The organism is Sphingobium sp. SJ10-10 (genome assembly GCF_036038995.2).
GTDB lineage: Bacteria > Pseudomonadota > Alphaproteobacteria > Sphingomonadales > Sphingomonadaceae > Sphingobium.
This window is the reverse complement of the sequence record NZ_CP158132.1, coordinates 355,396-380,251: the sequence shown is the minus strand read 5'-3', so window position 1 is coordinate 380,251 and position 24,856 is coordinate 355,396. Positions and strand designations below refer to the sequence as shown.

Annotated in this window: 21 protein-coding genes; 2 read left to right on the top strand and 19 right to left on the bottom strand. The window is 64.3% G+C overall.

Annotation, left to right across the window (positions count from 1 at the left end; genetic code table 11):
• Window positions 1-84 precede the first annotated feature (84 nt).
• The 16 genes from ligA to rimP form a co-directional block, all read right to left on the bottom strand.
• Window positions 85-2,220 carry an NAD-dependent DNA ligase LigA gene (gene ligA, locus VVT58_RS01805; protein ID WP_327751649.1) on the bottom strand — a complete coding sequence of 712 codons (2,136 nt, stop codon included), beginning with the start codon at window positions 2,218-2,220 and terminating at the stop codon, window positions 85-87.
• A 105-nt stretch (window positions 2,221-2,325) separates the two neighbouring features.
• Window positions 2,326-2,679 (bottom strand): putative quinol monooxygenase, encoded by a 354-nt coding sequence (locus VVT58_RS01800; protein ID WP_405053730.1) that lies wholly within the window; start codon window positions 2,677-2,679, stop codon window positions 2,326-2,328.
• 121 nt (window positions 2,680-2,800) lie between these two features.
• Window positions 2,801-4,465, bottom strand: a complete 1,665-nt coding sequence (gene recN, locus VVT58_RS01795) for a DNA repair protein RecN (RefSeq protein ID WP_327751647.1) — start codon at window positions 4,463-4,465, stop codon at window positions 2,801-2,803.
• Window positions 4,466-4,573: 108 nt separating this feature from the next.
• On the bottom strand, window positions 4,574-5,359 hold the full coding sequence (locus VVT58_RS01790) for an outer membrane protein assembly factor BamD (RefSeq protein ID WP_066561873.1): 786 nt from the start codon (window positions 5,357-5,359) through the stop codon (window positions 4,574-4,576).
• Window positions 5,360-5,418: 59 nt separating this feature from the next.
• Complete coding sequence (locus VVT58_RS01785) at window positions 5,419-6,432, bottom strand: ATP-binding protein (protein ID WP_327751646.1); 1,014 nt, start codon at window positions 6,430-6,432, stop codon at window positions 5,419-5,421.
• Window positions 6,433-6,576: 144 nt separating this feature from the next.
• On the bottom strand, window positions 6,577-8,910 hold the full coding sequence (pnp, locus tag VVT58_RS01780; protein WP_327751645.1) for a polyribonucleotide nucleotidyltransferase: 2,334 nt from the start codon (window positions 8,908-8,910) through the stop codon (window positions 6,577-6,579).
• A gap of 292 nt (window positions 8,911-9,202) precedes the next feature.
• Window positions 9,203-9,472: a 30S ribosomal protein S15 gene (gene rpsO, locus VVT58_RS01775; protein ID WP_022681215.1), complete on the bottom strand. Its 270-nt coding sequence runs from the start codon at window positions 9,470-9,472 to the stop codon at window positions 9,203-9,205.
• 15 nt (window positions 9,473-9,487) lie between these two features.
• Entirely contained in the window at window positions 9,488-10,396 is a 909-nt protein-coding gene (truB, locus tag VVT58_RS01770; protein WP_327751642.1) for a tRNA pseudouridine(55) synthase TruB, read from the bottom strand.
• Between the two features lie 60 nt (window positions 10,397-10,456).
• Window positions 10,457-11,038: a thymidine kinase gene (locus tag VVT58_RS01765; protein WP_327751640.1), complete on the bottom strand. Its 582-nt coding sequence runs from the start codon at window positions 11,036-11,038 to the stop codon at window positions 10,457-10,459.
• Window positions 11,038-11,934 (bottom strand): alpha/beta fold hydrolase, encoded by an 897-nt coding sequence (locus tag VVT58_RS01760; RefSeq protein WP_327751639.1) that lies wholly within the window; start codon window positions 11,932-11,934, stop codon window positions 11,038-11,040. Before VVT58_RS01760 ends, VVT58_RS01765 begins: the two co-directional genes overlap by 1 nt.
• A gap of 123 nt (window positions 11,935-12,057) precedes the next feature.
• Entirely contained in the window at window positions 12,058-12,453 is a 396-nt protein-coding gene (gene rbfA / locus VVT58_RS01755; RefSeq protein WP_087574505.1) for a 30S ribosome-binding factor RbfA, read from the bottom strand.
• A 48-nt stretch (window positions 12,454-12,501) separates the two neighbouring features.
• The gene (infB, locus tag VVT58_RS01750) at window positions 12,502-15,108 is read right to left on the bottom strand and encodes a translation initiation factor IF-2 (protein WP_327751638.1); all 2,607 of its coding nucleotides are present in this window, start codon (window positions 15,106-15,108) and stop codon (window positions 12,502-12,504) included.
• Window positions 15,109-15,181: 73 nt separating this feature from the next.
• Window positions 15,182-15,838 (bottom strand): DUF448 domain-containing protein, encoded by a 657-nt coding sequence (locus VVT58_RS01745; protein ID WP_327751636.1) that lies wholly within the window; start codon window positions 15,836-15,838, stop codon window positions 15,182-15,184.
• Window positions 15,839-16,000: 162 nt separating this feature from the next.
• The gene (locus VVT58_RS01740) at window positions 16,001-16,237 is read right to left on the bottom strand and encodes a 4-oxalocrotonate tautomerase family protein (protein WP_327751635.1); all 237 of its coding nucleotides are present in this window, start codon (window positions 16,235-16,237) and stop codon (window positions 16,001-16,003) included.
• Window positions 16,238-16,243: 6 nt separating this feature from the next.
• Entirely contained in the window at window positions 16,244-17,815 is a 1,572-nt protein-coding gene (gene nusA / locus VVT58_RS01735; protein WP_327751634.1) for a transcription termination factor NusA, read from the bottom strand.
• 12 nt (window positions 17,816-17,827) lie between these two features.
• Window positions 17,828-18,352 carry a ribosome maturation protein RimP gene (gene rimP / locus VVT58_RS01730; protein WP_087574501.1) on the bottom strand — a complete coding sequence of 175 codons (525 nt, stop codon included), beginning with the start codon at window positions 18,350-18,352 and terminating at the stop codon, window positions 17,828-17,830.
• A gap of 167 nt (window positions 18,353-18,519) precedes the next feature.
• Here rimP and VVT58_RS01725 point away from each other — a divergent pair, with 167 nt between their 5' ends.
• On the top strand, window positions 18,520-19,653 hold the full coding sequence (locus VVT58_RS01725; RefSeq protein ID WP_327751633.1) for a PQQ-dependent sugar dehydrogenase: 1,134 nt from the start codon (window positions 18,520-18,522) through the stop codon (window positions 19,651-19,653).
• 91 nt (window positions 19,654-19,744) lie between these two features.
• On the opposite strand, the gene VVT58_RS01720 is transcribed toward VVT58_RS01725, so the two are convergent.
• From VVT58_RS01720 to tpiA, 3 genes are all read right to left on the bottom strand, one after another.
• Window positions 19,745-21,379, bottom strand: coding sequence for a CTP synthase (locus tag VVT58_RS01720; RefSeq protein ID WP_327751632.1), 1,635 nt, complete (start codon window positions 21,377-21,379; stop codon window positions 19,745-19,747).
• 90 nt (window positions 21,380-21,469) lie between these two features.
• Window positions 21,470-21,850 (bottom strand): preprotein translocase subunit SecG, encoded by a 381-nt coding sequence (gene secG, locus VVT58_RS01715; RefSeq protein ID WP_327751631.1) that lies wholly within the window; start codon window positions 21,848-21,850, stop codon window positions 21,470-21,472.
• 106 nt (window positions 21,851-21,956) lie between these two features.
• Entirely contained in the window at window positions 21,957-22,697 is a 741-nt protein-coding gene (tpiA, locus tag VVT58_RS01710; RefSeq protein ID WP_327751629.1) for a triose-phosphate isomerase, read from the bottom strand.
• 194 nt (window positions 22,698-22,891) lie between these two features.
• Here tpiA and VVT58_RS01705 point away from each other — a divergent pair, with 194 nt between their 5' ends.
• Window positions 22,892-24,841, top strand: coding sequence for a SurA N-terminal domain-containing protein (locus tag VVT58_RS01705; RefSeq protein ID WP_327751627.1), 1,950 nt, complete (start codon window positions 22,892-22,894; stop codon window positions 24,839-24,841).
• The last annotated feature ends 15 nt before the right edge of the window (window positions 24,842-24,856 follow it).

Genomic DNA, 24,856 nt, shown 5'->3' with positions numbered 1-24,856 from the left:
TGCGCCGGGTGGATTCCCCCCATTCCCCCTCCCGCAAGCGGGAGGGGGATGTCTTGGAAATGGCCAAAACCGGCCACACACACCCTATCCCGCCGCTTTCACGATCTCCGCCCAGGCGGCTTCGTCGATCACTTCAATGCCGAGCGCGGCGGCCTGCTTGAGTTTCGAGCCGGCGCCGGGACCGGCGACCACCAAGTCGGTCTTGGCGCTGACCGAGCCGGCGGCCTTGGCGCCCAGCCGTTCGGCCTGCGCCTTGGCCTCGTCGCGGCTCATGGTTTCCAGCTTGCCGGTGAAGACGACCGTCTTGCCCGTGACCTGGCTGGCGGTGGTTTCGACCACATAATCGGGCGGAGAGACTTCGCTCAGCAGGTCGTTCCACACTTCCACATTATGCGGCTCGTGGAAGAAATCGGCCAGCGCATGGCCAACCGCTGACCCCACATTCTCAACGCTGATATGTTCCGCGATCGCCTTGTCGAGGCGATTGCGGAAACGGCCTTCCTCCTCCCCCTCCGCAGGCTCGGCAGCATCGCGCAGGGCGATGATTTCAAGGGCAAGCGCGTGAACCGCCTCCAGCGTCGTATAGCGTTTCAGCAGATCACGCGCCGTCACCGCCCCAATATGGCGGATGCCAAGGCCAAAGAGCAGACGGGCGGCGTCGGGCCTGCGCTTCGCTTCTATGGCGGCGAGGAGATTGTCGACCGATTTTTCCTTCCAGCCCTCCCGGCCCAACAGGCTCGGGCGGTGGGACTTCAGGCGGAAAATGTCGGCGGGTTCGGTGATCAAGCCCAGATCGAGAAATTCCTCTATGCTCTTCTCGCCCAGCCCCTCGATATCGAGCGCGACGCGGCTGACGAAATGGCGCAGCCGTTCGAAACGCTGCGCCGCGCAGATCAGGCCGCCGGTGCAGCGAATGTCGACCTCCCCCTCTTCGCGCACCGCTTCCGAATGGCAGACGGGGCAATGATCGGGGAAAGTGAAAGGGTCGCGCACGGCATCGCGGGTGAGATTGTCGACCACCTGCGGAATGACGTCGCCCGCGCGCTGCACGACGACGCGGTCGCCGGGACGCACGCCCAGACGCTCGATCTCGTCGGCATTGTGCAGGGTGACATTGGAGACGACGACGCCGCCGACAGTGACGGGGGTCAGGCGGCCCACCGGGGTCAGCTTGCCGGTGCGGCCGACCTGGATATCGATCGCCTCCAGCGTGGTTTGGGCGCGTTCGGCAGGGAATTTATGGGCGATGGCCCAGCGTGGAGCCTTGGCGACGAAACCCAGACGCTGCTGCCAGTCGAGCCGATCGACCTTGTAGACCACGCCGTCAATATCGAAGGGCAAGTCGGCCCGCGCCGCCTCAATGGCGCGATAATGGGCGATCAGCGCCTCCAGCGTGTCGACGCAGGCGAGCCGGTCGGAAACGGGCAAGCCCCAGTTCGCAATCGCCTGCATGACGCCGAGCTGGGTTTCGGCGGGGACGGCGCTGAACTCGCCCCAGCCATGGGCCAGGAAGCGCAGCGGGCGGCTGGCGGTGACGGCGGCATCCTTCTGGCGCAGCGATCCGGCGGCGGCGTTGCGGGGGTTGGCGAATTGGCGGGCCTTTTCCGGGTCATCGGCTTCGGCCGCCAAACGCGCGTTGAGGGCGACGAAATCGGCCTTGGCCATATAGACTTCGCCCCGAACCTCGAAAAGATCGGGGATGGCTTCGCCCGTCAGGCGCTCAGGAATGTCGTCGATGGTGCGGACATTGGCGGTGACATCCTCGCCGGTGGTGCCGTCGCCGCGCGTGGCGGCGAGGACCAGTTCGCCCTTTTCATAGCGCAGCGAGCAGGACAGGCCGTCGATCTTGGGTTCGGCGGTCAGCGCCACCGGGGCATCCTCGGGCAGCGCCAGGAAGCGGCGGACGCGGGCGATGAACTCAGCGATGTCCTCGTCGGAAAAGCCGTTGTCGAGGCTCATCATGCGGACGGCATGCTGCACCTTCTTCAGCGAAGAGGTGGGCGCTGCGCCGACCTGGGCGTTGGGAGAGTCGCTGCGGATGAGATGCGGGAAGGTGGCTTCCAGCGCATTATTTTCGCGGACGAGCGCATCATAGTCGGCATCCGCAATCTCCGGCTCGTCCTGATCGTGATAAAGGCGGTTGTGACGTGCAATCTCGCGCGCCAGGCGCATCAGGCGATTGGCGGCTTCGGCTTCGGTCATTTGCGTGGGGTCGGTCATGACCCCGTCTTTAACGTCAGCCTTTGGCAGCGGGTAGCTACAATTCGAGGGGGATCGATCGCAGAAACGGCGGCAGCGGAAGGGAGGCAAGGCTGATGTGCCAGTTCAGACTCCGGCAACGGGCATTGTTTCGAAATGCTGAGGGAAACCGGCGATGATCGGCCGCGCCTTGGCAATGGCTGCGCGAACGGCGCGGAGATTGAGCGATGCCATGTGACTTTCGCGGCTATCCCAGACTTCGGTGATCCAGAGGGCGTCGGGATTCGCCGTGTCGAGCGCGATGACATAGGAAATGCAGCCGGGCATCGCGCCGGTCGCTTCCCGGAGATAGCCGAGCAGTTCTTCGCGCTTTCCGGGTTGGGCGAGCATCTGGCCTATGAGGCCGAATTTGGGTTTGGCTTCCTGTGCGGCGGCGGGGATGGTGCTGGTTGCGAGGCCTGCGGCGGCCAGGGTGAGCATGTCGCGGCGGTTGAGGGACGTGGCGGGGCGTTGCGCATTTCCCCCTCCACCGGCCTTTGGCCGGTCCCCCTCCCCATCTGTCGATGGGGAGGATTTTTTGTGCACGCTCATCGGCCGCCTCCTACACTTTCTCCAGCAACCTCTCCGCCTGTGCCCGCGCCTCTGCGGTGATCTCCGCGCCAGAGAGCATGCGGGCGATTTCCTCGCGCCGTTCGCCGTCGCTCAGCGCATGGACGCCAGTGCGGGTGACGGTGCCGTCGCTTGATTTGGCGATCAGCATATGGCCCGCACCCCGCGCCGCGACCTGAGGGCTGTGGGTGACGACCAATATCTGATTGGTCTTCGACAAGCGCGCAAGGCGGTCACCGATGGCGGATGCGACGGCGCCCCCTACCCCGCGATCGATCTCGTCGAAGATCAGCGTGTCCGCCCCGCCTTGCTCCGCCAGCGCGACCTTGAGCGCGAGGATGAAGCGGGACAATTCGCCTCCGCTAGCGATCTTGACCAGCGGCGCGAAGGGCGCGCCGGGATTGGTGGAGATTTCGAACTCCACCCGGTCCATGCCATGCACGCCCCATTGCCCCTCCTCCTGCGGCGCGACCACGGTGCGGAACCGGGCGGCGTCCAGTTTCAGCGGCGCCAGTTCGGCGGCGACAGCGGCGTCGAGCTTGCCCGCCGCCATCTGTCGTTCGGCGGACAGAGCCTGCGCCGCTTCACGATAGGCGGCCGCCTTGGCCCTCGTCTCCGCTTGAAGGGCGGCAAGATGCTCCTCCCCGCCTTCGATCGCGGCCAGTTTCGCGGCCATGTCGTTGCGCAGGGCGGCGAGATCGTCGGGCTGCACCTGATGCTTGCGTGCCAAGCCGCGCAGGTCGAACAGGCGGGTCTCGATGGCGTCGAGCCGGGCGGGATCGAAACTCAGCGCCTCGGCGGCTTCGTTCAGGCGGTCTTCGGCTTCGCTCGCCTCGATCACGGCACGGTCGAGCGCGGCGAGAACCTCGGCCAGCGGCTCATATTCGCTGACGATCCGGTCGAGTCGGCGGGCGGCCTGCCGCAACTGGGCAAGGCCGCCATCGGAGCCGGTGAAGCATTGGGTAACGGCGGACAGATCGTCCGACAGGCGGGCACCCTTCTGCATGGTGGCGCGTTCCTCAGCCAGCGTGGCTTCCTCGCCGGGTTCGGGCGCGAAGCGGGTGAGTTCGTCCACCGCATGGGTCAGGTAATCGCGGTCGCGGGCAGCCGTTTCGACGCTGGCGCGGTTTTCGGCAAGGCGGTCGGCGGCGGCCCGCCAAGCCTGATAGGCGCCGGAGACAGCGCCAGTGTCGCAGCGCCCATAGGAATCGAGCAAGGCGCGATGCCCACGCGGGTTGAGCAGACCCCGATCGTCGTGCTGGCCGTGGATTTCCACCAATGCGCTGCTGAGGTCACGCAGCAAGGCGGCCGAACAGGCCTGGTCGTTGATGAAGGCCCGGCTGCCGCCATCGGCCTTGACCATGCGGCGGATGATCAGCGGCTCGCCTGGTTCCAGGTCGATGCCATTGTCGGCCAGCAGGTCCGTCGCGCGATGATCGGCGCGGGGCGTGTCGAAGGTGGCGGTGACGCTGGCCTGCGCCTCCCCATTGCGGACGAGGCCGCTGTCGGCGCGAGCCCCCAGCGCCAGACCCAGCGAATCGAGCAGGATCGATTTGCCTGCCCCCGTCTCGCCGGTCAGCACGCCCAGGCCGGAACCGAAATCCAGGTCCAGCGCCTCGATCAGCACGACATTGCGGATGGACAGGGCGGTCAGCATGACGATGGTCCGCGAATGTCATTCCAGCGAAAGCCGGAATCTCGGGCCGCCAGGTCGCGCCCTGACGTCTGAAACCCCAGCTTGCGCTGAGGTGACGATATCATCCGATTACGCCTTGGGCGCATGTTCCCGCATGAGCTTGTAGGACCGCTCATACCATTTCGAACCGGGATAGTTCTTGCCCAGTACCGCAGCAGCCTTTTGCGCCTCGGCGGGAATGCCGAGCGAGAGATAGCTTTCCACCAGACGCTCCAGCGCTTCCGGCGTATGCGTGGTCGTTTGATATTTGTCGATCACCGTGCGGAAGCGCAGCGTCGCCGCCAGCCACTGGCCCCGGCGCTGGTAGAAGCGCCCGACTTCCATTTCCTTGCCCGCCAGATGATCGTTGACGAGGTCGAGCTTCAGCCGGGCGTCGGCGGCGTAGCGCGTGTCGGGATAGCGGCGGATCAGCTCGCCCAGCGCGTCCAGCGACTGCTGGGTGATCTTCTGGTCGCGGGTGACATCGGCAATCTGTTCATAATAGCAAAGCGCGATCAGATAATAGGCGTAGGGCGCGTCCTTGTTGCCGGTATGAATCGACAGGAAGCGCTGGGCGGCGCCGATCGCTTCGGGATAATCCTGATTCATATAATAGCTGAAGGCGGACATGAGCTGCGCCCGGCGCGCCCAGGGCGAATAGGGATGCTGACGCTCCACCTCGTCGAACAGCGCGGCGGCGAGCTTGTACTGCCCGCGATCCAGCCGGTATTTGCCCGCATTGTAGAGCGTGGACACGTCGCGGGCGACATATTGGGTGTCGGCCTTGTTCTTCGACGTCGCGCAGCCGGCGAGCAGGGCGGCAAGCAGAAGCGGTGCGGTGGCCGCGCCGATGCGCGTCATGGTTTTCGTCAGCATGGCCGGGTCATAGCCGAGCGAATGCGCCGCGCCAAGCGGCAGAATGGTGGCAAGCGTCACTATGCGCGGACTGGCAGGTCCAGCCGTGCGGTCGCGCCGCCCTGCGCCGAGCGCTGGAGGGAGAAACGGCCGTTCAATTGCCCCGCCAGCGCGTTGGAAATGCGCAGCCCCAGGCTCTGACTGCCGCCCAGGTCGAAATCAGGCTCTATCCCCTTGCCGTCGTCGGTTACGTGGAGCGTGATCCCGCCGTCCGCCATGTCCAGACCGACATGGATGCGACCCGCCCGATGCGGCAGGCCATGTTCGATGGCGTTGCTGACCGCTTCCGTCACGATCAGCGCCAGCGGCACGGCGATATCGGGTTCGAGAATCAGATCTTCCGGCGCTTCGATGGTCAGCGCTATGTCATCACGGCCGCTGGCTTCCACCACATCGGCGGTCAATGTCGTCAGGAAGGCACGGATATTCTGCCCCTCCCCCGACGGATTGTAGAGCGCGCGGCTGATGCGTCCGACCAGCGCCAGCCGGGCCGAGGCGTCGTCCAGCGCGCGGCGTGCGATGTCATGGTCCACATCGCGCCGCTGGAGCGAGAGCATCGCGGCCACGACTTGAAGATTGTTGGACACGCGGTGCTGCAATTCGTGGAACAGCAGCTCGCGATTTTCCGCCAGCGCGCGGCTGCGCTCCCGCTCGATCGCGAGGTTGAAATTCGCCTTCTGCATGAAATGGATGAGCGCGATGTCGACCGCCACGACGGCGCCGTAAAAGCCAAGGGCCAGCAGGACACCCGGATCGAATGCAATGCCCATGCGCGGCGGAATGAAGAAATACCAGGAAAGCGCGCCGCATAGCAGGCCCGCATAGATGCCCGGCCGCACGCCGAAGAGGAAGGAAGAGAGAATGACGGCAGGAAAGAAGGACACGAAAGGATAGCCGACCGGCATGACGATTTCGGCGGCGCTCCGGATTGCAAATGCGATCAGGCAGAAGGCTGTCGTCAGCAGATAGGCCTGCCACGGCCGCCGCAGGACAAGCGGCAGGCGCTCCACGAATTTTTCGTTCCTGCGCTGCATTTGTCCCCCCACACCCTTTGTTACCGTATCATAACTTTCATTCCCGCCAACTGATTGAGATCAGGAAAGACTCGATTCCATCGAAAAGGGCGCCCGGATGATCCGGACGCCCTTTCCTGCTGTTTCAGCGATGTGCTTGCGCGATCAGTCCTGGGTCAGGAAGTCGGGCAGACCGGCGTTCGAGCCGTCATCATCACCGCCCTTGCCGCCTTCGCCACGCGGGCTACGGTCACGGCGCGGGCCACGATCGCCACGACCTTCACCACCGCGACCGCCACGGTCGCCGCCATCGCGACGCGGGCCACGGCCCCGATCACCACGATCACCGCGGTCGCCGCGCGGTTCACGCGGCTCGCGGGCAGGACGGGTGTCCTCCAGCTCTTCGCCGGTCTCCTGATCGACGACGCGCATGGACAGGCGAACCTTGCCGCGCGGGTCGATCTCCAGGACCTTGACCTTCACTTCCTGGCCTTCCGACACGACGTCGGTCGGCTTTTCGACGCGCTCATTCTTCATTTCGGAGACGTGGACGAGACCATCCTTGCCACCCATGAAGTTCACGAACGCACCGAAGTCGACGATGTTGACGACCTTGCCGGTGTAGATCTTGCCGACTTCCGCTTCCTCGACGATGCCGAGAATCCACGCCTTGGCGGCTTCGATCTGGGCGATGTCGGACGAGCTGATCTTGATGATGCCCTCATCGTCGATGTCGACCTTCGCGCCGGTTTCCGCGACGATCTCGCGGATGACCTTGCCGCCGGTGCCGATGACGTCGCGGATCTTCGACTTGTCGATCTGGATCGTCTCGATACGCGGGGCATGGGCCGACAGCTCGGAGCGGGTCGAGGACAGCGCCTTGCTCATCTCACCCAGGATATGGGCACGGCCTTCCTTGGCCTGACGCAGGGCGACTTCGAAGATTTCCTGCGTGATGCCGGCAACCTTGATGTCCATCTGCATGGTGGTGATGCCCGCTTCCGTGCCCGCCACCTTGAAGTCCATGTCGCCCAGATGATCCTCGTCGCCCAGAATGTCGCTGAGGACAGCGAAATTCTTGCCTTCCAGGATCAGGCCCATGGCGATGCCCGACACCGGACGCTTCAAGGGAACGCCCGCGTCCATCATCGACAGCGAACCGCCGCAGACCGTCGCCATCGACGACGAGCCATTGGACTCGGTGATGTCCGACAATACGCGGATGGTGTAGGGGAACTCGTCCTTGCTCGGCAGGACCGGGTGCAGGGCGCGCCAGGCCAGCTTGCCATGGCCGACTTCGCGGCGGCCCGGCGCGCCGAAGCGGCCGACTTCACCGACCGAATAGGGCGGGAAGTTATAGTGCAGCATGAAGTTTTCATAATAGACGCCGTTCAGGCCGTCTATCATCTGCTCGGCGTCCTTGGTGCCCAGCGTGGTGGTGCAGATCGACTGCGTTTCGCCACGGGTGAACAGCGCCGAACCATGGGTGCGGGGCAGGAAACCGACGATCGCCTCGATCGGGCGAATCTGCGTGGTGGTGCGGCCGTCGATGCGCTTGCCGTCCTTCAGGATGGCGCCGCGCACGATCTCGGCTTCCAGCTTCTTGGTCAGCTTGATGCCGGCCATGACGGTCTGGGCGTCCAGGCCGTCAGCGGTGAACTGGGCCTTCGCCTTGGCGCGGGCTTCGTTCAGCGCGTTGGAGCGGGCCGACTTGTCGGTCAGCTTGTAGGCGGCGGTGATGTCTTTGCCGATCAGCTTCTTGAGCTTCTTCTTCAGATCATCCAGATTGTCGCCCGTGGCAACGTCCCACGGATCCTTGGCTGCCTTTTCAGCAAGGTCGATGATCGCGTTGACGATTTTCTTGCTGGCTTCATGGGCGAACAGGACGGCGCCGAGCATCACGTCTTCCGAAAGCTCCTTGGCTTCGGATTCGACCATCATCACGGCATTGCCGGTGGCGGCGACGACCAGGTCGAGTTCGCCGGTCTTCACTTCGTCCAGCGACGGGTTGAGCTGATATTCGCCATCCTTGTAGCCGACGCGGGCTGCGCCGATCGGACCCAGGAAAGGCACGCCCGACAGGGTCAGCGCGGCCGAAGCGGCGATCATCGCCACGATATCGGGCTCGCTTTCGCCATCAAAGCTCAGAACCTGAGCGATGACGTTGATTTCGTTATAGAAACCTTCGGGGAAGAGCGGGCGGATCGGGCGGTCGATCAGGCGGGAAACCAGCGTTTCCTTTTCCGTGGCGCCACGCTCACGCTTGAAGAAGCCGCCCGGAATGCGACCGGCGGCCGAATATTTTTCCTGATAGTGGACGGTCAGCGGGAAGAAGTCCTGTCCTTCCTTCACCGACTTGGCGGCGGTCACGGCGCACAGCACCACGGTTTCGCCATAGGTCGCCAGCACGGCGGCGTCGGCCTGACGCGCAATACGGCCGGTTTCGAGAGTCAGGGTCTTGCCTGCCAGCTCGATTGATACCTTCTTTACATCGAACATTGGTTTTTTCCTTCGCCCGCCTGGCCCTATTGCCGGGCGGGGCCTGTGTTGCGCGCTATCCGGCGCGCGGCGGTTTCGGGGCATCGTCTGGCCCCTTGTTTCGAGGGATCGCGCCGGATTGCACAATCTCCTCACCTGATTACCGTGTTCCTGCGACCCGAAGGGCGGCGTAAGCCAACGCAGGAACCCAGTTCTGGTCTTTGTCCTGGATCCCCGCCTTCGCGGGGGCGCCCCAGACCTATTTGGCCAATACGTAATCGGCCCGCCGAAGCGGGCCGAACGATTGGGTCACTTACTTGCGCAGGCCCAGCTTGGCGATGAGGTCGGTGTACCGCGCCCCATCCTTTTTCTTCAGATAGTCCAGCAGCGAACGGCGCTTGTTGACCAGCATCAGCAGGCCGCGACGGCTGTGGTTATCCTTGTGGTGCCCCTTGAAATGCTCGGTTAGGTTCGAAATGCGCTCCGAGAGGATCGCAACCTGGACTTCCGGCGAACCGGTATCGCCTTCGGCGCGGGCATGTTCCTTGATCAGCGCTTCCTTGCGCTCAGCAGTAATCGACATCGGCTTCCTTTCATTTTAGAGATTAAAGCCGCGCACCACCCGGATCTCCGGGCCACTGGCTTCGACCAGCGCGACGGGCGTTTGCCCGTCCATCGCCAGCATCAGGCCGGTATGCGGTTTCCCCATAAGCACCTTCCCCTGTCGGAGAGCCAGCGCGTCATCGGGAGAGACGGGGAGAGCCGGGATGTCGTCCAGCCCCGCCGTCAACGGCAGCATGCACTGCGCGATGCCGCCGCCCCTAGCAGCTTCGTTCAATTTGTCCAGCGAAATCGCGGATTCCAGGGTGAACGGCCCCGCCTTCACCCGGCGAAGCATCGTGACATGGCCCACCGTGCCAAGCGCGAGCGCAATGTCGCGGGCAAGGCTGCGGATATAGGTGCCCTTGGAGACATGAGCGGTGAGGGTGACGGAGGCAAGCCTGTTTTCCTCGAGTTCTGGCCCTTCCGGCTCCTGCCCCGTGATGGAGAGGGCGTGGATGGTGACGGCGCGGGTCTTCATCTCCACCTCCTGCCCTGCGCGGGCAAGGTCATAGGCGCGCTGGCCGTCGATCAGGATAGCCGAATAAGCAGGCGGAGCCTGCTCGATAGGGCCGGTGAACCGCGGCAGCACGGCTTCGACATCGGCCAGCGTCGGGCGATGCTCGCTGGCGGCTATTTCCTTGCCCTCCAGGTCGAGCGTGTCGGTCTGGACACCGAAGGCAACGGTAAAATCATAGATTTTGTCGCTGTCCAGCATCCGCCCGGCGAGCTTGGTCGCTTCACCGATCGCGATGGGCAGCACGCCGGTCGCCAGCGGGTCGAGCGTGCCGCCATGGCCGACCTTCCACTTCCCCGCGCCGCTCTGGCGCAGGGCGCGCTTCACGGCGCTCACTGCCTGGGTCGACCCCAGGCCATGGGGTTTGTCGATGATGATCCAGCCGTGCATGGCGGCGGGCTCTAACCGTCATGCGGCCTATTGTCAGCCCTTCTTGGGCCGGCAGACAAATCAGTCGCCCGATCGCCTTTCAACAAAATGGCGGCGGCAGAGCGCGACATAGCGGTCATTGCCGCCGATTTCAGTCTGCTCGCCCTCGCGGATCGGGCGTCCTTTCCCATCGACGCGCAGGTTCATGATCGCCTTGCGCCCGCATTCGCAGATCGTCTTGATCTCCGTCAGCGTGTCGGCAAGGCCCAGCAGCGCCGCACTGCCTTCGAACAATCGTCCCTGGAAGTCGGTGCGGATGCCATAGCAGAGTACGGGGATGCCCAACCGGTCGCACACCGCGGCAAGCTGCCAGACCTGATCGGTGTTCAGGAACTGCGCTTCGTCGATCAGCACGCAGGACAAGGGGGTTTCCGCTTGCCGCGCCTCGACGGACTGGAAAAGATCGGTCGCCGCGTCGAAGAGATGCGCCTGCGCCTCCAGCCCGATGCGGGACACGATCCGGCCCTGGCCGTAGCGGTCATCGATCGCGGCGGTCCAGAGCATGGTTTCCATGCCGCGCTCGCGATAGTTGAAGCTGGATTGCAGCAGGGTGGTCGATTTGCCCGCATTCATCGAGCTGTAGTAGAAATAGAGCTTGGCCATCAGCGCGCCATCGGGGCCACGCCCTTAAGGAAGCGGACCAGCGCGTCCGCCAGGGCAATGCGCTTGTCGGAGAAACTATGGTCGGTCGGCCAGACCATCAGCCGCGTGTCCGGATTGGCGGATTGCGCGTCGGCGGTGACCTTGCGGGCCATGGCGCCGATGCCCCGCTCCGCGCCGATGATGGTGAGCGGGCGGCGGCCATAGCCGACCAGCCTGCGGCCGAGGTCGAATTTTTGCGGCTGGCCGCGGATTTCGCCGGTCAGGCTGTCATAGGTCGCGCCTTGCAGGGGCGGCAGGTCGCTGGCGACTTCGGCCTTCCAGGCGGCTTCGCCCTGCGGGGTCGATAGCGCGGCGACGGTTTCCGCCGGATCCCAGGGGTCGATCAGGAACAGCCCGGCGACATGAGGCTCGGCGGCTGCGACATCGGCGGCCATGAAGCCGCCCATGCTGTGGCCCGCCACCACGATGGTGCTGGTGTCGATGCGATATTTCGCCACGATGGCGGATTGCTGGAGATATTGCAGCGCATTCCAGGCATCTTCCGAGGCGTGGGTGAAAGAGAAGCTGCCTGGACTGCCCCAGGAGCCGCGATAGTGAAGCGTCAGCACATTCCACCCGGCGCGGCGGGCGGCCTGGGCAAGGTCCAGATTCTGCTCATTGCCGGGAAAGCCGTGGAGCAGCAGCAGCGTGGGATGGAGACCCGATCCGGCGGCAGTATAAAGAAGCGCGTTCAGCCCACCATCCTCGGAGGGGATGACGAAGGCGCTCACGCCGGCCGGATAGGCGCTGTCAGGCGCGGGATCGCTGATGACGGCGGGGTGGACCGGCGCTTCCTTCGCCGCTACCGGCACAGCGAGAGCCAATAGCCCGCCGGCGAAAATCCCGAGTCTTTTCATATGCCCTGCCCCTTGGTTCGTCTGCGGGAGAGGCACTGTTAGCCGGGCTACGCCGTCCCGTCGACGGGATTAGAATCCGTTCGTTTCATGGAGAGCCTGCTCCCGCACAGAAGCACGGCGCACTCATTCGTCTTCAGGCGTTTCCAGATCGCGGGCAACCTTGGGGTCGCGGAGCAGCTTGTCGATGTGGGTGCCCTCATCGAAACTCTCATCCGCCAGGAATTTGAGCTTCGCCGCATATTTGAGGCGAATGCGGGTCGCGACCTCGCGCTGGAGATAGGCGGTGTTGGTGCGCAGCGCCTTCAGCACCACTTCCTCATCCTGCCCCAGCAGCGATTTCACGAACACGGTCGCGTGGCGCAAATCGGGCGACATGCGGACTTCAGTGATGCTGACGACATGGCTGGCCAGCACATCGTCATGCACGTCACCGCGCTGGAGGATGTCGGAAAGGACATGGCGCACCTGTTCGCCTACACGGAGCAGACGAACGGAGGGGCCTTCATTTTGTTGAGCCATTGCAAATCCTGGCCACCCCGGCTTGCACCGGGGTAGCTCATTTGATGGTTACAGCGTGCGAGCGCGTTCTTCGACCTCGAACAGTTCGAGCGTATCGCCAACCTTGATGTCGTTCGTGTCCTGCAACACCGCACCACACTCCATGCCGGCACGGACTTCGGACACATCGTCCTTGAAGCGACGCAGCGAGGCGATGTGGGTGCGCGACACGATGACATCGTCGCGGGTAAGGCGCGCCGACAAACCCTTGCGGATGATGCCGTCGAGGACGAGCAGACCGGCTGCCTTGTCCTTCTTGCCCGCCGGGAAGACCTGAAGCACCTCGGCGCGGCCGACGATGGTTTCGATGCGCTCCGGCGCCAGCTGGCCCGCCATTTCGCCGCGAACCTCTTCAAGCAGATCGTAGATCACGTCATAATAGCGCAGCGAGATTTTCTCGCGCTCCGCCAACTGACGCGCCTTGGCATTGGGCCGCACATTGAAGCCGATCAGCGGCGCCCGGCTGGCTGCGGCCAGCGTGACGTCGCTTTCGGTGATCGCGCCGACACCCGAATGCAGGATGCGAACCTTGATCTCGTCGGTCGAGATGCGGTTGAGCGAAGACACGATCGCTTCGACCGAACCCTGCACGTCGCCCTTCACCACCACCGGATATTCGATGACGGTCGTGTTCAGCGCCGAGAACATATGTTCGAAGCTGGTCGGGGCGGTGGTGGTGCGCTTCTTGGTCGCCTGTTCCTGACGGTAAGCGGCGACTTCGCGGGCGCGGGCTTCATTTTCCACGACGGTGAGCTGGTCGCCCGCCATGGGAACGCCCGAAAGACCCAGCACCTCGACCGGAGTCGAGGGACCGGCTGTCTTCACATTCTGGCCCTTGTCATTGATCAGAGCACGCACCTTGCCGCTTTCCGCGCCGATGACGAAAGTATCACCGACCTTGAGCGTACCCCTGCGGACCAGCACGGTGGCAACCGCGCCGCGGCCCTTGTCGAGCTGCGCCTCGATCACATTGCCTTCGGCTGCGCGATCGGGGTTGGCGGTCAGTTCCATGACCTCGGCCTGGAGCAAAATCTTTTCAATCAGCTCGTCCAGACCCGTCTTCTTAAGCGCCGACACCTGCACGTCCTGCACGTCGCCGCCCATATCCTCAACGACGATCTCATGCTCCAGCAGACGCTCGCGCACCTTTTGCGGATTGGCTTCCGGCTTGTCGCACTTGTTGATCGCCACGATCATCGGGACGCCAGCCGCCTTGGTGTGGTTGATGGCTTCGATGGTCTGCGGCATCAGCCCGTCATCGGCCGCCACCACCAGGATGACGATGTCGGTGACGTTGGCGCCGCGCGCGCGCATTTCGGAGAAGGCTTCGTGGCCCGGCGTGTCGAGGAAGGTGATGACATCGCCCCCCTTGGTCGTCACCTGATAGGCGCCGATATGCTGGGTGATGCCGCCGCTTTCGCCCGCGACCACATCGGTCCCGCGCAAGGCGTCGAGCAGCGAGGTCTTGCCGTGGTCGACATGGCCCATGATGGTCACGACCGGCGCGCGGAGCTTCAGCGTCTCGGGCGCGTCGACATCGCCTTCGATGCCGATTTCGACGTCGGCATCGGACACGCGCTGGATGCGGTGGCCGAATTCCTCGACCAGCAGTTCCGCCGTATCCTGATCGATCGGCTGGTTGAGCGTGACGGCAGTGCCCATCTTGAACAGAGCCTTCACCAGATCCGCGCCCTTTTCGGCCATACGGTTGGCGAGTTCCTGAACGGTGATGCTTTCCGGCACGACCACATCGCGCGACTGCTTTTCACGAGCCTGGGCGCCGCCCGAATAATGGGCGCGGCGTTCCTTCTCACGGGCGCGCTTGAGCGCGGCGAGGCTGCGGGCGCGGGCACTGTCGTCGTCCGCCAGAGCGCGGGTGACCGTCAGCTTGCCGGCCTGACGGCGATTGTCGTCGCCACGCTTGGCGCGGTCGGGCTTGGCCGGTTCCGGACGCTTGACCGGCGCGACCGGGGTAAAGCGGCGCGGCGGAGGCATGGCGGAGGCGCCGGGCGTCGCCGGCTTCTGATCGGCGGCAGCGGGCGCGGCTTCGGCGGCAGGCGCAGCTTCTTCGGTTGGCGCAGGCGCGGCCGGAGCCTCTTCGACTTCCTCGACAGCCTTGGCCTGTTGCTCGACCTGACGCGTGGCTTCCGCCTCAGCGGCTTCGGCAGCCAAGCGATTTTCCTCGGCTCGGCGCTTTTCTTCCTCGGTCGCGGCAAGACGCTGGGCATCTTCACGGCGGCGCGCATCTTCCTGCGCGGTCATCCGGGCTTCTTCCGCCTCGCGCAGCAGCTTGGCCTGCAATTCCTGACGCGACATCAGGCTTTGCGGCGGCGACTGGCGCACGGGAGCGGCAGGCTGCGGCGCGCGAATCTGCTGCGGCGGGGAAGCCGGAGCCGCCGGAGCGACAGGCGCAGGCGCGGGATCGGCCTGAAGCTCAGGCGCAGAGGCGCCGGCTTCACCCGGCCTGCCCAGGATGCGGCGCCGCTTCACCTCAACCACGACCGTATTCTTGCGGCCATGGCTGAACTGCTGCTGCACCTGACCGGACTCGACCGTGCGCTTGATCCCCAGCGGCTTGCGGCCCAGAACCGGCTTGTCTTCCTTGCTGTCACTCATACGACTGAACTATACCCTTCACATCAACCCGGCTGGTAAGGCCCGCCGGCGCCTTTCAATTCCAACAACCACTTCAGGCGCCCAGCGCACCGGCAGAGTCCTGCTCCCCATGCACCGGCGCCTCGTTAGCGCAACCCAGATAGCTTTCCAAGCGGCCTATGGCCGCACGCAGACGCGACGCCGCACGCGAGTCGGTCACTGCGATATGGACGACATTGTCCCGCCCCATTGCCATAGATAGGGCGTGTCGGTCCACAGGCAAGACGATGCCCGCCAAATCCGTGCCCTCCGCCTCCTGCCCGACGCGGAGCGCCTGATCGAGCTTGCGGTTGCCGTCTGCAGCCGCATCGGCGGCATGAAGCAAGAGCGTCACGTCCCCTTTGCGGCAAGCGACATCGATCTTTTCCGAACCTGTAAGGACCATGGAAGCCTTCGCCTCCAGCCCCAGACGGTCCAGCAGAGCCTTGCGCAAGCCGTCCTCGATGAGGGCGGGCAGCGTGTCGGGGATTTGCAACTCACCTGTCTTGAACGCGCGGGCCAGTGCGCCCTTGAGCTTGCCCTTCATGTGCGCCTGTTCGAGTTCGGTGCGGGTGACGCCGATCCAGGCGCCCCGGCCGGGGGCTTTGGCGCGGATATCGGGCAGGATTTCGCCATTGGGGCCGCAGGCGAGGCGCACCAGCATTTCCGGGTCGACGCGGTCGCCGGACAGAATGCATTTGCGTTCGGTCATGCCAGCGCCTCCCCGCCAACTGCCATGTTCCTGCGACCCGAAGGGCGGCGCAAGCCAAAGCAGGAACCCAGTTCAGCGCTATCGAGGAGATGCGACGGCGGGGCTGGACTCCTGCGTTCGCAGGAGCCCATCACCCGAACAGCGATGTCGGCGTTCAGCCTCTCATTGGGAAGTGACCGCGGCATTGGCGTCCTCCCCAGGTTTGGAAGCCGGTGCGCGGTCAGCAATGAGCTGCCCGCCCGACCCATAATTTTCCGTCGAAATCTCGGAAATCACCACTTGCACGGCAGCAGGCGACTTCCCCAATCGCTCGACAAGCGACTGGGTGACGTCAGCGACGATGGCCGCCTTCTGCTCACGGGTGGCACTTCCGGCCAGACGGATGTCGACAAAGGGCATCTGTTCTTACGCTTCCTCGTCTTCGAACCAGTGCGCGCGGGCGGCCATGATGATCTCATTGCCCTGCTCTTCGTTCAGGCCATATTCGGCCAGAATCCCGCCCTTGTCCTCGCTGCTTTCGTTGCGGCGGCGGCGCTGGTCGACGCGCTTCTTGGCGATCAGCTCGTCGGTGGCGAGGTCGGCCAGATCGTCCAGCGTCTTGATGCCCGCCTTGCCCAGCGTCACCAGCATGGCTTCGGTGAGGTGCGGCATGCCGGCCAGCGCGTCCTCGACGCCCAGCGCCTGGCGCTCTTCGCGGGCAGCGGCTTCGCGGCGATCCAGCGCTTCCTGCGCGCGGCTCTGCAATTCTGCGGCGAGGTCTTCGTCGAAGCCCTCGATCGCGGCCAGTTCCTCGACGCCGACATAGGCGACTTCTTCCAGCTCGCCAAAGCCTTCCGCCACCAGAAGCTGCGAGAGCGTCTCGTCCACATCCAGCTCGTTCTGGAACAGTTCGGAGCGGGCGACGAATTCCTTCTGGCGCTTCTCGGACGCGTCAGCCTCGGTCATGATGTCGATGGCCTTGCCGGTGAGCTGCGAGGCAAGACGGACATTCTGGCCGCGACGGCCGATGGCGAGCGAGAGCTGATCGTCGGGAACGACGACCTCGATGCGTTCCTCTTCCTCGTCGATGACGACGCGGGCCACCTGCGCGGGCTGGAGCGCATTGACGACGAAGGTCGCGGTGTCCTCGCTCCAGGGGATGATGTCGATCTTTTCGCCCTGCATTTCCTGCACGACGGCCTGCACGCGGCTGCCCTTCATGCCGACGCAGGCGCCGACCGGGTCGATGCTGCTGTCACGGCTGATGACGCCGATCTTGGCGCGGCTGCCCGGATCGCGGGCCGCGGCCTTGATCTCGATCACGCCGTCATAGATTTCAGGCACTTCCTGCGCGAACAGCTTCTTCATGAACTCGGGGTGGGCGCGGCTGAGGAAAATCTGCGGCCCGCGATTTTCGCGGCGCACGTTCAGGATCACCGAGCGGATGCGGTCGCCCACGCGGACGACTTCGCGGGGAATCTGCTGATCGCGGCGGATGACGCCCTCGGCGCGGCCCAGATTGACAACGACATGGCCGAATTCGACGGATTTCACGACACCGGTGATGATCTCACCCACGCGGCCCTTGAATTCCTCATGCTGGCGCTCACGCTCGGCGTCGCGGACCTTCTGGAAGATCACCTGCTTGGCCGACTGGGCGTCGATGCGGCCTAGATCGATCGGGGGCAGCGGGTCGACGATGAAGTCACCGATCACGGCGTCCTTCTTCAGCTTCTGCGCCTGGCGCAGATCGACCTGCTTGAAATAGTCGTCCACAGCCTCGACCACCTCGACGACACGCCACAGGCGCAGGTCGCCAGTCTCCGGGTCCAGCTTGGCGCGGATGTCGTTTTCCGCACCATAGCGGGCGCGGGCGGCGCGCTGAATCGCGTCTTCCATCGCCTCGATGACGATCGCCTTGTCGATCATCTTCTCGCTGGCGACGCTGTTCGCAATGGCGAGCAGTTCGGCCTTGTTGGCGGAAATGGCGTTGGCCATGGTCGTGAACCCTTATTCTTCGGTTTCGAACTCGTCCGCCCCATCGGAGGAGAGCGGCATACTAGCAGCAATCAGCGCGTCGGTCAGTATCAGCTTGGCATCCCCGACCAGCGCGAAAGGGATGACCACTTCACCGGCCTTGACGTCGGTGAACAATATGTCCTCGCCTTCAACGCCCTTGAGCACGCCCCGGAAACTCTTGCGGCCCGAGACGGTTTCGGCGGCGGCGATCTTCGCCTCATGCCCCGCCCATTCGATGAAATCGTGCAGGCGGGTCAGCGGACGGTCGATGCCAGGCGAGCTGACTTCGAGGCGATAGGCCTCCTCGATCGGGTCGGCTTCATCGAGCACGTCCGAAAGGCGGCGGGAGATGGTGGCGCAATCCTCGATGACGAGCTGCTTCGTTTCCGGCCGTTCGGCCATGATCTGCAGCGTATATTCGTCGCCCGATCCGAACAGCTTGATGCGCACGAGGGCGAAGCCGAGGGCTTTCACCTCCGGTTCGATCAGGGCTGTCAGTTCGGCGATGTCCGCCATGCAGTCTCCAAAAGCAAAATGTGCAGCTTCTTCGTCGCCGCAGGCTCTTGCCTGCGACCCCGACATGTTTGACGATGTAAGGAAGCAACGGCGATATAGGCGGGATGCCGCGCTGCTGCAACAACATTTGTTGCGGGGCATTTCATGCCCGGACGAGAGGAGATTCGATGCGCCAATTCGCCCTGACCGCCCTGCCCCTGGCGCTTATCGCCTGTTCGTCGGACAATGCCGTGGGGCAAAATAGCGCCGCCTCGACGGACAAGCCATTCAAGACGTCGGTGATTGCCGATTTCGATTCTCCCTGGGCGATGACCTTCCTGCCGGACGGGCGGATGTTGATTACCGAGAAGGCTGGCGAGATGATCCTGTTCGATCCGGGAAACGGGACGAAGATTCCGGTCGCGGGAATGCCGAAGGTCGACAGCGCAGGCCAGGGCGCCCTGATGGATGTCGTGCCGGCGCCCGGATTTGCGCAGGACAAGAGGGTTTATTTCAGCTTCTCCGAAACCGGACAGGGCGGCAAGGGCGTGGCGCTCGCCACCGGCACCTTCAACCAAGCAAGCGACGGGACGACGAAGCTGGATGGCGTGAAGGTGATTTTCCGCGCGACCCCCTATCTGGACGGCAACGGCCATTATTCGGGGCGAATCGCCTTTTCCCCGGATGGGAAATATCTGTTCTTCACCAATGGCGAGCGGCAGAAATTCGATCCGGCGCAGGATCCGAAATCGACTTTGGGCAAGGTGCTGCGGCTGAACCTCGACGGTTCGCCGGCGGCGGGCAATCCGCTGGCGGCCAAGGGATTTCATCCGGCCGTCTGGTCTTATGGGCATCGCAACCTGCTGGGGATCGCGTTCGACAAGGACGGGCGACTCTGGGAGCAGGAAATGGGGCCGCAAGGCGGGGATGAACTCAATCTGATCGAGCCGGGGCTGAATTATGGCTATCCCCTCGCTTCCAACGGCAGCCATTATGATGGGCGCGACATTCCCGATCACAAGCCGGGCGACGGGTTCGAAGCGCCAAAGCTCTGGTGGAATCCGGTGATCTCGCCCGGCGGACTTGTCTATTATTCGGGCGACCTGTTCCCGCAGTGGAAGAATTCGCTGTTCATCGGCGGGCTGTCGAGCCAGTCGCTGGTGCGCGTGAAGCTGGACGGAGACAAGGCCGCCAAGGCCGATCAGTGGGACATGGGCGCGCGAATCCGGGAGGTGGAGCAAGGGCCGGATGGCGCGCTCTGGCTGCTGGAGGATGGCAAGGATGGGTCGCAGGGACGGCTATTGAAGCTGACGCCTGCCTGATATCGTCACCCCAGCAAAAGCTGGGTTCTCAGGCCAAAGCGCGCGACATAGCCGCACGAGATCCCAGCTTTCGCCGGGATGACGCATGCAATCAAACCAACCGGCTCTGCTTGACCGCCGCTTCGATGAAGCTGGCGAACAGCGGATGCGGGTCGAAGGGTTTGGACTTGAGTTCCGGGTGGAACTGCACGCCGACAAACCAGGGATGGTCCGGCCGCTCGACGATTTCCGGCAACATGCCGTCGGGCGACATGCCCGAGAAGATCAGGCCGCCCTTTTCCAGCGGTTCGCGATAGCCCGCATTGACCTCATAGCGATGGCGGTGCCGCTCGCTGATCTCGCTCGCGCCGTAGATGCCCGACACGACGCTGTTGCCGGTCAGCTTCGCCGGATAGGCGCCCAGACGCATCGTGCCGCCCAGATCGGTTTCGGCGGTGCGCTTTTGCAGGCCTTCCTTGCTCATCCATTCGGTGATGAGGCCGACGACCGGCTCGCTGGTTTCGCCAAATTCGGTGGTCGAGGCATTGTCGATGCCCGCCGTGTTGCGCGCGCCCTCGATGCAGGCCATCTGCATGCCCAGGCAAATGCCGAAGAAAGGCACATTACGTTCGCGGGCGAACTTGACCGAGGCGATCTTCCCCTCCGACCCGCGCACGCCGAAGCCGCCGGGGACGAGGATGCCGTGCATCGGCTCAAGCCGGGCGGCGATATCCGCCCCCTCTTCCTCGAACAATTCGGCGTCGATCCACTTGATATTGACCTTCACCCGATTGGCGAAACCGCCATGGTGCAGGGCTTCGTGAAGCGACTTATAGGCATCGGGCAGGCCGACATATTTGCCGACCACGCCGATGGTGACTTCGCCCTCGGGATTTTGCTGGCGGTCCATGATGTCGTGCCAGCGGTCGAGCTTCGGCTCGGGCGCGCCCTCCATGCCGAAAGCGCGCAGCACTTCATCGTCCAGCCCCTCGGCATGATATTGCGTCGGCACGGCATAGATGCTGCTGGCGTCAAGCGCGGGAATGACCGCTTCGGGCCGGACGTTGCAGAACAGCGCGATCTTGTGCCGCTCACTCTCCGGCAACGGATGTTCGCAGCGGCAGAGCAATATGTCCGGCTGGATGCCGAGCGAGGTCAGTTCGCGCACGCTATGCTGGGTCGGCTTGGTCTTCAGCTCGCCCGCCGCCGCGATATAGGGGACCAGCGTCACATGGACGAAGATCGACTGGCTGCGCCCCAGATCATTATGAAGCTGACGGATCGCCTCCATGAAGGGCAGCGATTCGATGTCGCCCACCGTGCCGCCGATCTCGCACAGCACGAAATCCAGATCGTCGGATTCGGCCAGGGCGAAGGCCTTGATCTCGTCAGTGACGTGCGGGATCACCTGCACCGTCGCGCCCAGATAGTCGCCGCGCCGCTCGCGCTGGATGATGGTCTGATAGACCCGGCCCTGGGTCACATTGTCGGATTGCCGCGCCGAAACGCCGGTAAAACGTTCATAATGGCCAAGGTCGAGGTCGGTTTCCGCCCCGTCATCGGTCACATAGACTTCGCCATGCTGATACGGGCTCATCGTGCCCGGATCGACGTTGAGATAGGGATCGAATTTCCGAATGCGCACACGGAAACCTCGCGCTTGCAACAAAGCTGCAAGCGAAGCGGCCATCAGGCCCTTGCCAAGCGAGGAGACCACGCCGCCGGTGATGAAAATATACCGCGCCATGGGAGGAGAGGCTTAGCCTTTTACAAACGAGTTAAGCAAGCGCGCGAATCCACGCGCGAGCAAAAAAAGCGAAATTGACGGTTAAGTCGTTCAGTTCGCGAGCGGAACCGCACCATTTGCAGCGTTGCTGCTCGCTGCGCCCGCGGCGCCGGCCAGCGGATCATTTCCCGTCGCGGGCGCCGGAGCGGTAGTTGCCGGCCCCTGGGGCGCCTGCTTCACCAGCGAGGTGTCGATGTCGCTCGGCCGGTGCTGGATCGATGCGATGACCGCCAGCACGACCGACAGAGTCACGAAGATAGCGGCAAGAATCGTGGTCGAGCGGGTCAGGAAATCGGCCGCGCCGCGCGCAGACATGAACCCCGCCGGGCTGCCGCCGACGCCCAGGCCGCCGCCTTCCGACTTCTGCATCAGGATGACGGTGACCAGCAGAGCAGCGACAATGGCCTGCACGACGAGGATGAAGGTGAACATGTGGCGAAACTCTGTCTGGTAATGGGTGCGTTGCCGCGCACATAGCGATGAAGGGGCGCGGGGGCAACCGCCCCTCTTCTCCCCTTCCGCCTAGAGAGGGGCTTATTCAGGCCGCTGCTGCGATCACCGGAGCGAATTTCTCCGCCGTCAGGCTTGCGCCGCCGATCAGGCCGCCGTCGACATCGGCCAGCGCCAGAAGCTCCGCCGCATTGTCGCCGTTCATCGACCCGCCATAGAGGATTCGCATCCCATCGGCCTCCCGGCCGATCCGGCTTGCCAGCGCGGCGCGCAGGGCGGCGTGCATGGCGGCGACCGCTTCCATGGTCGGGATTCGCCCCGTGCCGATCGCCCAGATCGGCTCATAGGCGATCGCCAGCCAGTCCGCCGCCGCTCCCTCAGGCAAAGAGGCCAGCAATTGCGCCGACACCACCGCCTCCGCATTGCCTGCATCCCGGACGTCGAGGCTTTCACCGACGCAGAGGATGACCTTCAGCCCCGCCGCCTTCGCCGCGAGCGCCTTCGCTGCGACATCGGCATCCGTTTCGCCCTGGTCCTGCCGCCGCTCGCTATGGCCGACGATGGTCCAGCTCGCACCAGCCTCAGCCAGCATCGCAGCGGAAAGGCAACCGGTATGGGCGCCGCTTGCCTTCATATGGCAATCCTGCGCGCCGACGAAGGCCGCGCCTTTCACGCCGTCCGCCGCGGCAATCAGCGTCGCGGGCAGGCACAGCCCGACGTCCACCGCCGGATATTCGCGCGCAAGGCCGCCGATAGCCTCCACCTCGCCCAATTGGGCACGAAGGCCGTTCATCTTCCAGTTCCCGACAACCAGCTTCCGCCTGCTCATCGATCTTTCCCCTTATGGTTATTGCTGCACGCTGCCCAACGGCGGCGCTCTCCAATGCGAACCGTCGAGTTGGCCGAGCCGATGAACGGCGCACGGGCATTTGTCCAGCCTTGCGCCCGTCGCGCCCCTTGCCCGCGCGACGATCCGCCCTTAAAGCGGGCCGCCATCAAAGCCGCATTTACGGACTTTCCTCCATGCTTTCAGTCTTTCGCCGTTTCATCCACTCCAAATTCGGCGCCTTCGCGGCCCTGATCTTCCTTGGGATCGTCGCGGCCGCCTTCATCATGGGGGATCTCACCAGCGGCAAGTTCGGCACGTCGCTGGGCGCCGGAGAAACCGCGGCGAAGGCTGGCGGATCGCGCCTGACGATGACGGAATTTCAGGACCGGGTGCAGCGCGTGTTCGAAAATGCGCGCCGCTCCAATCCGGGCCTTCAGATCAGCGATTTCCTGGCGCAGGGCGGCGGAGCGCAAGTCTATGATCAACTCGTCGCATCGATGACGCTGAAGGAATATGCGGGCGACCAGAAGGTCCATATTTCCAAGCGGCTGGTCGACGCGCAGATCGCGCAGGTCCCGGCCTTTCAGGACGCGGCGGGCAATTTCAGCCAGGAGAATTTCCGGCAATTGCTGCTGCGCGAGCGGATCACGGAACAGGCGCTGCGCGACGATATCAGCCGCGAGATATTGGAGCGGCAGATGCTCGCTCCCCTGGGCCTGGGCGTGAAGCTGACCGACTCCATGGTGCTGCCCTATGCCTCGCTGCTGCTGGAGGCGCGCCAGGGCACCATCGCCGTCATTCCCGCCAGCGCGTTCAGGGACATCAAGGATCCGACCGACGCGCAGCTCAACGATTTCTACAAACAGAATGCCGCGCGCTACACGATTCCGGAACAGCGCCGCATCCGCTACGCGGTGATCGATGCCGAACGCTTCACCCAGGCGGCACAGCCGACCGATGCGGAGATCGCGGCCGCCTACAACCAGAACAAGGCCGCCTATGCCGCCAGGGAGAGCCGCAGCTTCGAGCAGTTGATCCTGCCGATCGAGGCAGGCGCCAAGGCGATTGCAGATCAGGTCAAGGGCGGCAAGTCGCTCGCCGCCGCGGCGCAGGGCGCTGGCCTCTCCGTATCCGAACTGACGGACCAGAGCCGTGAGGCGCTGACTGCCGCTTCTTCCGCCGCTCTGGCCAATGCGGGCTTCGCCGCGAAGCAGGGCGAGCTGGTCGGCCCGATGCGCGGGCCGCTGGGCTGGGCGCTGCTGCGCGTCACGGCGGTCAAGTCGACGCCCGCCCGCGCCCTGGAAGCCGTCCGGAGCGAAATCGTCGCCACGCTGCGGACGCAGAAGGAAAAGAAGCTGCTGAACGACTTCACCGGCAAGATCGAGGACCAGATCGCCAATGGCGGCAGCTTCGAGGAGGTGGTGAAGGATAATGGCCTGAAGCTGGAGACCACGCCTTTCCTCGTTTCCTCAGGCAAGCAGGTCGAGGATGCGGCCTATCAGCTCTCCCCCGATGTGAAGCCGCTGCTCGCCCCCGTCTTCGGGATGAGCCAGGATGACGATGCGCAACTGATCCCGATCGCTGCCGACAAGCGCTATGCGCTGGCCGCGCCCGGCGACATCCAGGCCGCCGCGCCGCCGCCGCTCGCCAAGGTCAAGGCGTTGGTGGCGATGCAGTACAAGCTCGCCCAGGGCAATGAGAAGGCAAAGGCGCTGGCCGAACAGATCCGCGCCAAGGTCGCCAAGGGCGTGAAGCTGGAGGAGGCGGTCGCCGCCGCCGGTATCGCCCTGCCCAAGCCGCAGGTCGTGGGCGGCCGCCGCGCCGACATCATGCGCGACGGGCAGCGCCCTCCGGCCGAGGTCGCGATGCTCTTCACCATGGCCCCGAACAGCGTGAAGACGCTGCCGGCAGGGCAGGATCGCGGCTATTTCGTGGTGCAGTTGAACGGCATCAAGCGCGGCGACGCGGGCAGCGACAAGGCGCTGGTCAATCAGGTCCGCGACCAGCTCAGCGATGTCGTCGGCCAGGAATATGGCCAGCAGTTCGAGCGCGCGGTCGAGAAGGAACTGGGCGTCAAGCGCAATGCCAATGCGGTGGCCAGCGTCCAGCGCGCTCTGTCCAACGCCAATAATGGCGGTCAGTAAGATGGTTGCGGGGGG

Excerpts from the sequence above, each read along its gene's own strand:
- rbfA (WP_087574505.1), bottom strand. The coding sequence starts at position 12,453 with ATGGCTCAACAAAATGAAGGCCCCTCCGTTCGTCTGCTCCGTGTAGGC.
- infB (WP_327751638.1), bottom strand. The coding sequence starts at position 15,108 with ATGAGTGACAGCAAGGAAGACAAGCCGGTTCTGGGCCGCAAGCCGCTG.
- tpiA (WP_327751629.1), bottom strand. The coding sequence starts at position 22,697 with ATGAGCAGGCGGAAGCTGGTTGTCGGGAACTGGAAGATGAACGGCCTT.
- VVT58_RS01760 (WP_327751639.1), bottom strand. The coding sequence starts at position 11,934 with ATGAAAAGACTCGGGATTTTCGCCGGCGGGCTATTGGCTCTCGCTGTG.
- VVT58_RS01740 (WP_327751635.1), bottom strand. The coding sequence starts at position 16,237 with ATGCCCTTTGTCGACATCCGTCTGGCCGGAAGTGCCACCCGTGAGCAG.
- VVT58_RS01800 (WP_405053730.1), bottom strand. The coding sequence starts at position 2,679 with ATGCTCACCCTGGCCGCCGCAGGCCTCGCAACCAGCACCATCCCCGCC.
- VVT58_RS01725 (WP_327751633.1), top strand. The coding sequence starts at position 18,520 with ATGCGCCAATTCGCCCTGACCGCCCTGCCCCTGGCGCTTATCGCCTGT.
- VVT58_RS01790 (WP_066561873.1), bottom strand. The coding sequence starts at position 5,359 with ATGCTGACGAAAACCATGACGCGCATCGGCGCGGCCACCGCACCGCTT.
- rpsO (WP_022681215.1), bottom strand. The coding sequence starts at position 9,472 with ATGTCGATTACTGCTGAGCGCAAGGAAGCGCTGATCAAGGAACATGCC.
- truB (WP_327751642.1), bottom strand. The coding sequence starts at position 10,396 with ATGCACGGCTGGATCATCATCGACAAACCCCATGGCCTGGGGTCGACC.
- VVT58_RS01745 (WP_327751636.1), bottom strand. The coding sequence starts at position 15,838 with ATGACCGAACGCAAATGCATTCTGTCCGGCGACCGCGTCGACCCGGAA.
- ligA (WP_327751649.1), bottom strand. The coding sequence starts at position 2,220 with ATGACCGACCCCACGCAAATGACCGAAGCCGAAGCCGCCAATCGCCTG.
- VVT58_RS01720 (WP_327751632.1), bottom strand. The coding sequence starts at position 21,379 with ATGGCGCGGTATATTTTCATCACCGGCGGCGTGGTCTCCTCGCTTGGC.
- VVT58_RS01785 (WP_327751646.1), bottom strand. The coding sequence starts at position 6,432 with ATGCAGCGCAGGAACGAAAAATTCGTGGAGCGCCTGCCGCTTGTCCTG.
- VVT58_RS01705 (WP_327751627.1), top strand. The coding sequence starts at position 22,892 with ATGCTTTCAGTCTTTCGCCGTTTCATCCACTCCAAATTCGGCGCCTTC.
- recN (WP_327751647.1), bottom strand. The coding sequence starts at position 4,465 with ATGCTGACCGCCCTGTCCATCCGCAATGTCGTGCTGATCGAGGCGCTG.
- secG (WP_327751631.1), bottom strand. The coding sequence starts at position 21,850 with ATGTTCACCTTCATCCTCGTCGTGCAGGCCATTGTCGCTGCTCTGCTG.
- VVT58_RS01765 (WP_327751640.1), bottom strand. The coding sequence starts at position 11,038 with ATGGCCAAGCTCTATTTCTACTACAGCTCGATGAATGCGGGCAAATCG.
- rimP (WP_087574501.1), bottom strand. The coding sequence starts at position 18,352 with ATGGCGGACATCGCCGAACTGACAGCCCTGATCGAACCGGAGGTGAAA.
- nusA (WP_327751634.1), bottom strand. The coding sequence starts at position 17,815 with ATGGCCAACGCCATTTCCGCCAACAAGGCCGAACTGCTCGCCATTGCG.
- pnp (WP_327751645.1), bottom strand. The coding sequence starts at position 8,910 with ATGTTCGATGTAAAGAAGGTATCAATCGAGCTGGCAGGCAAGACCCTG.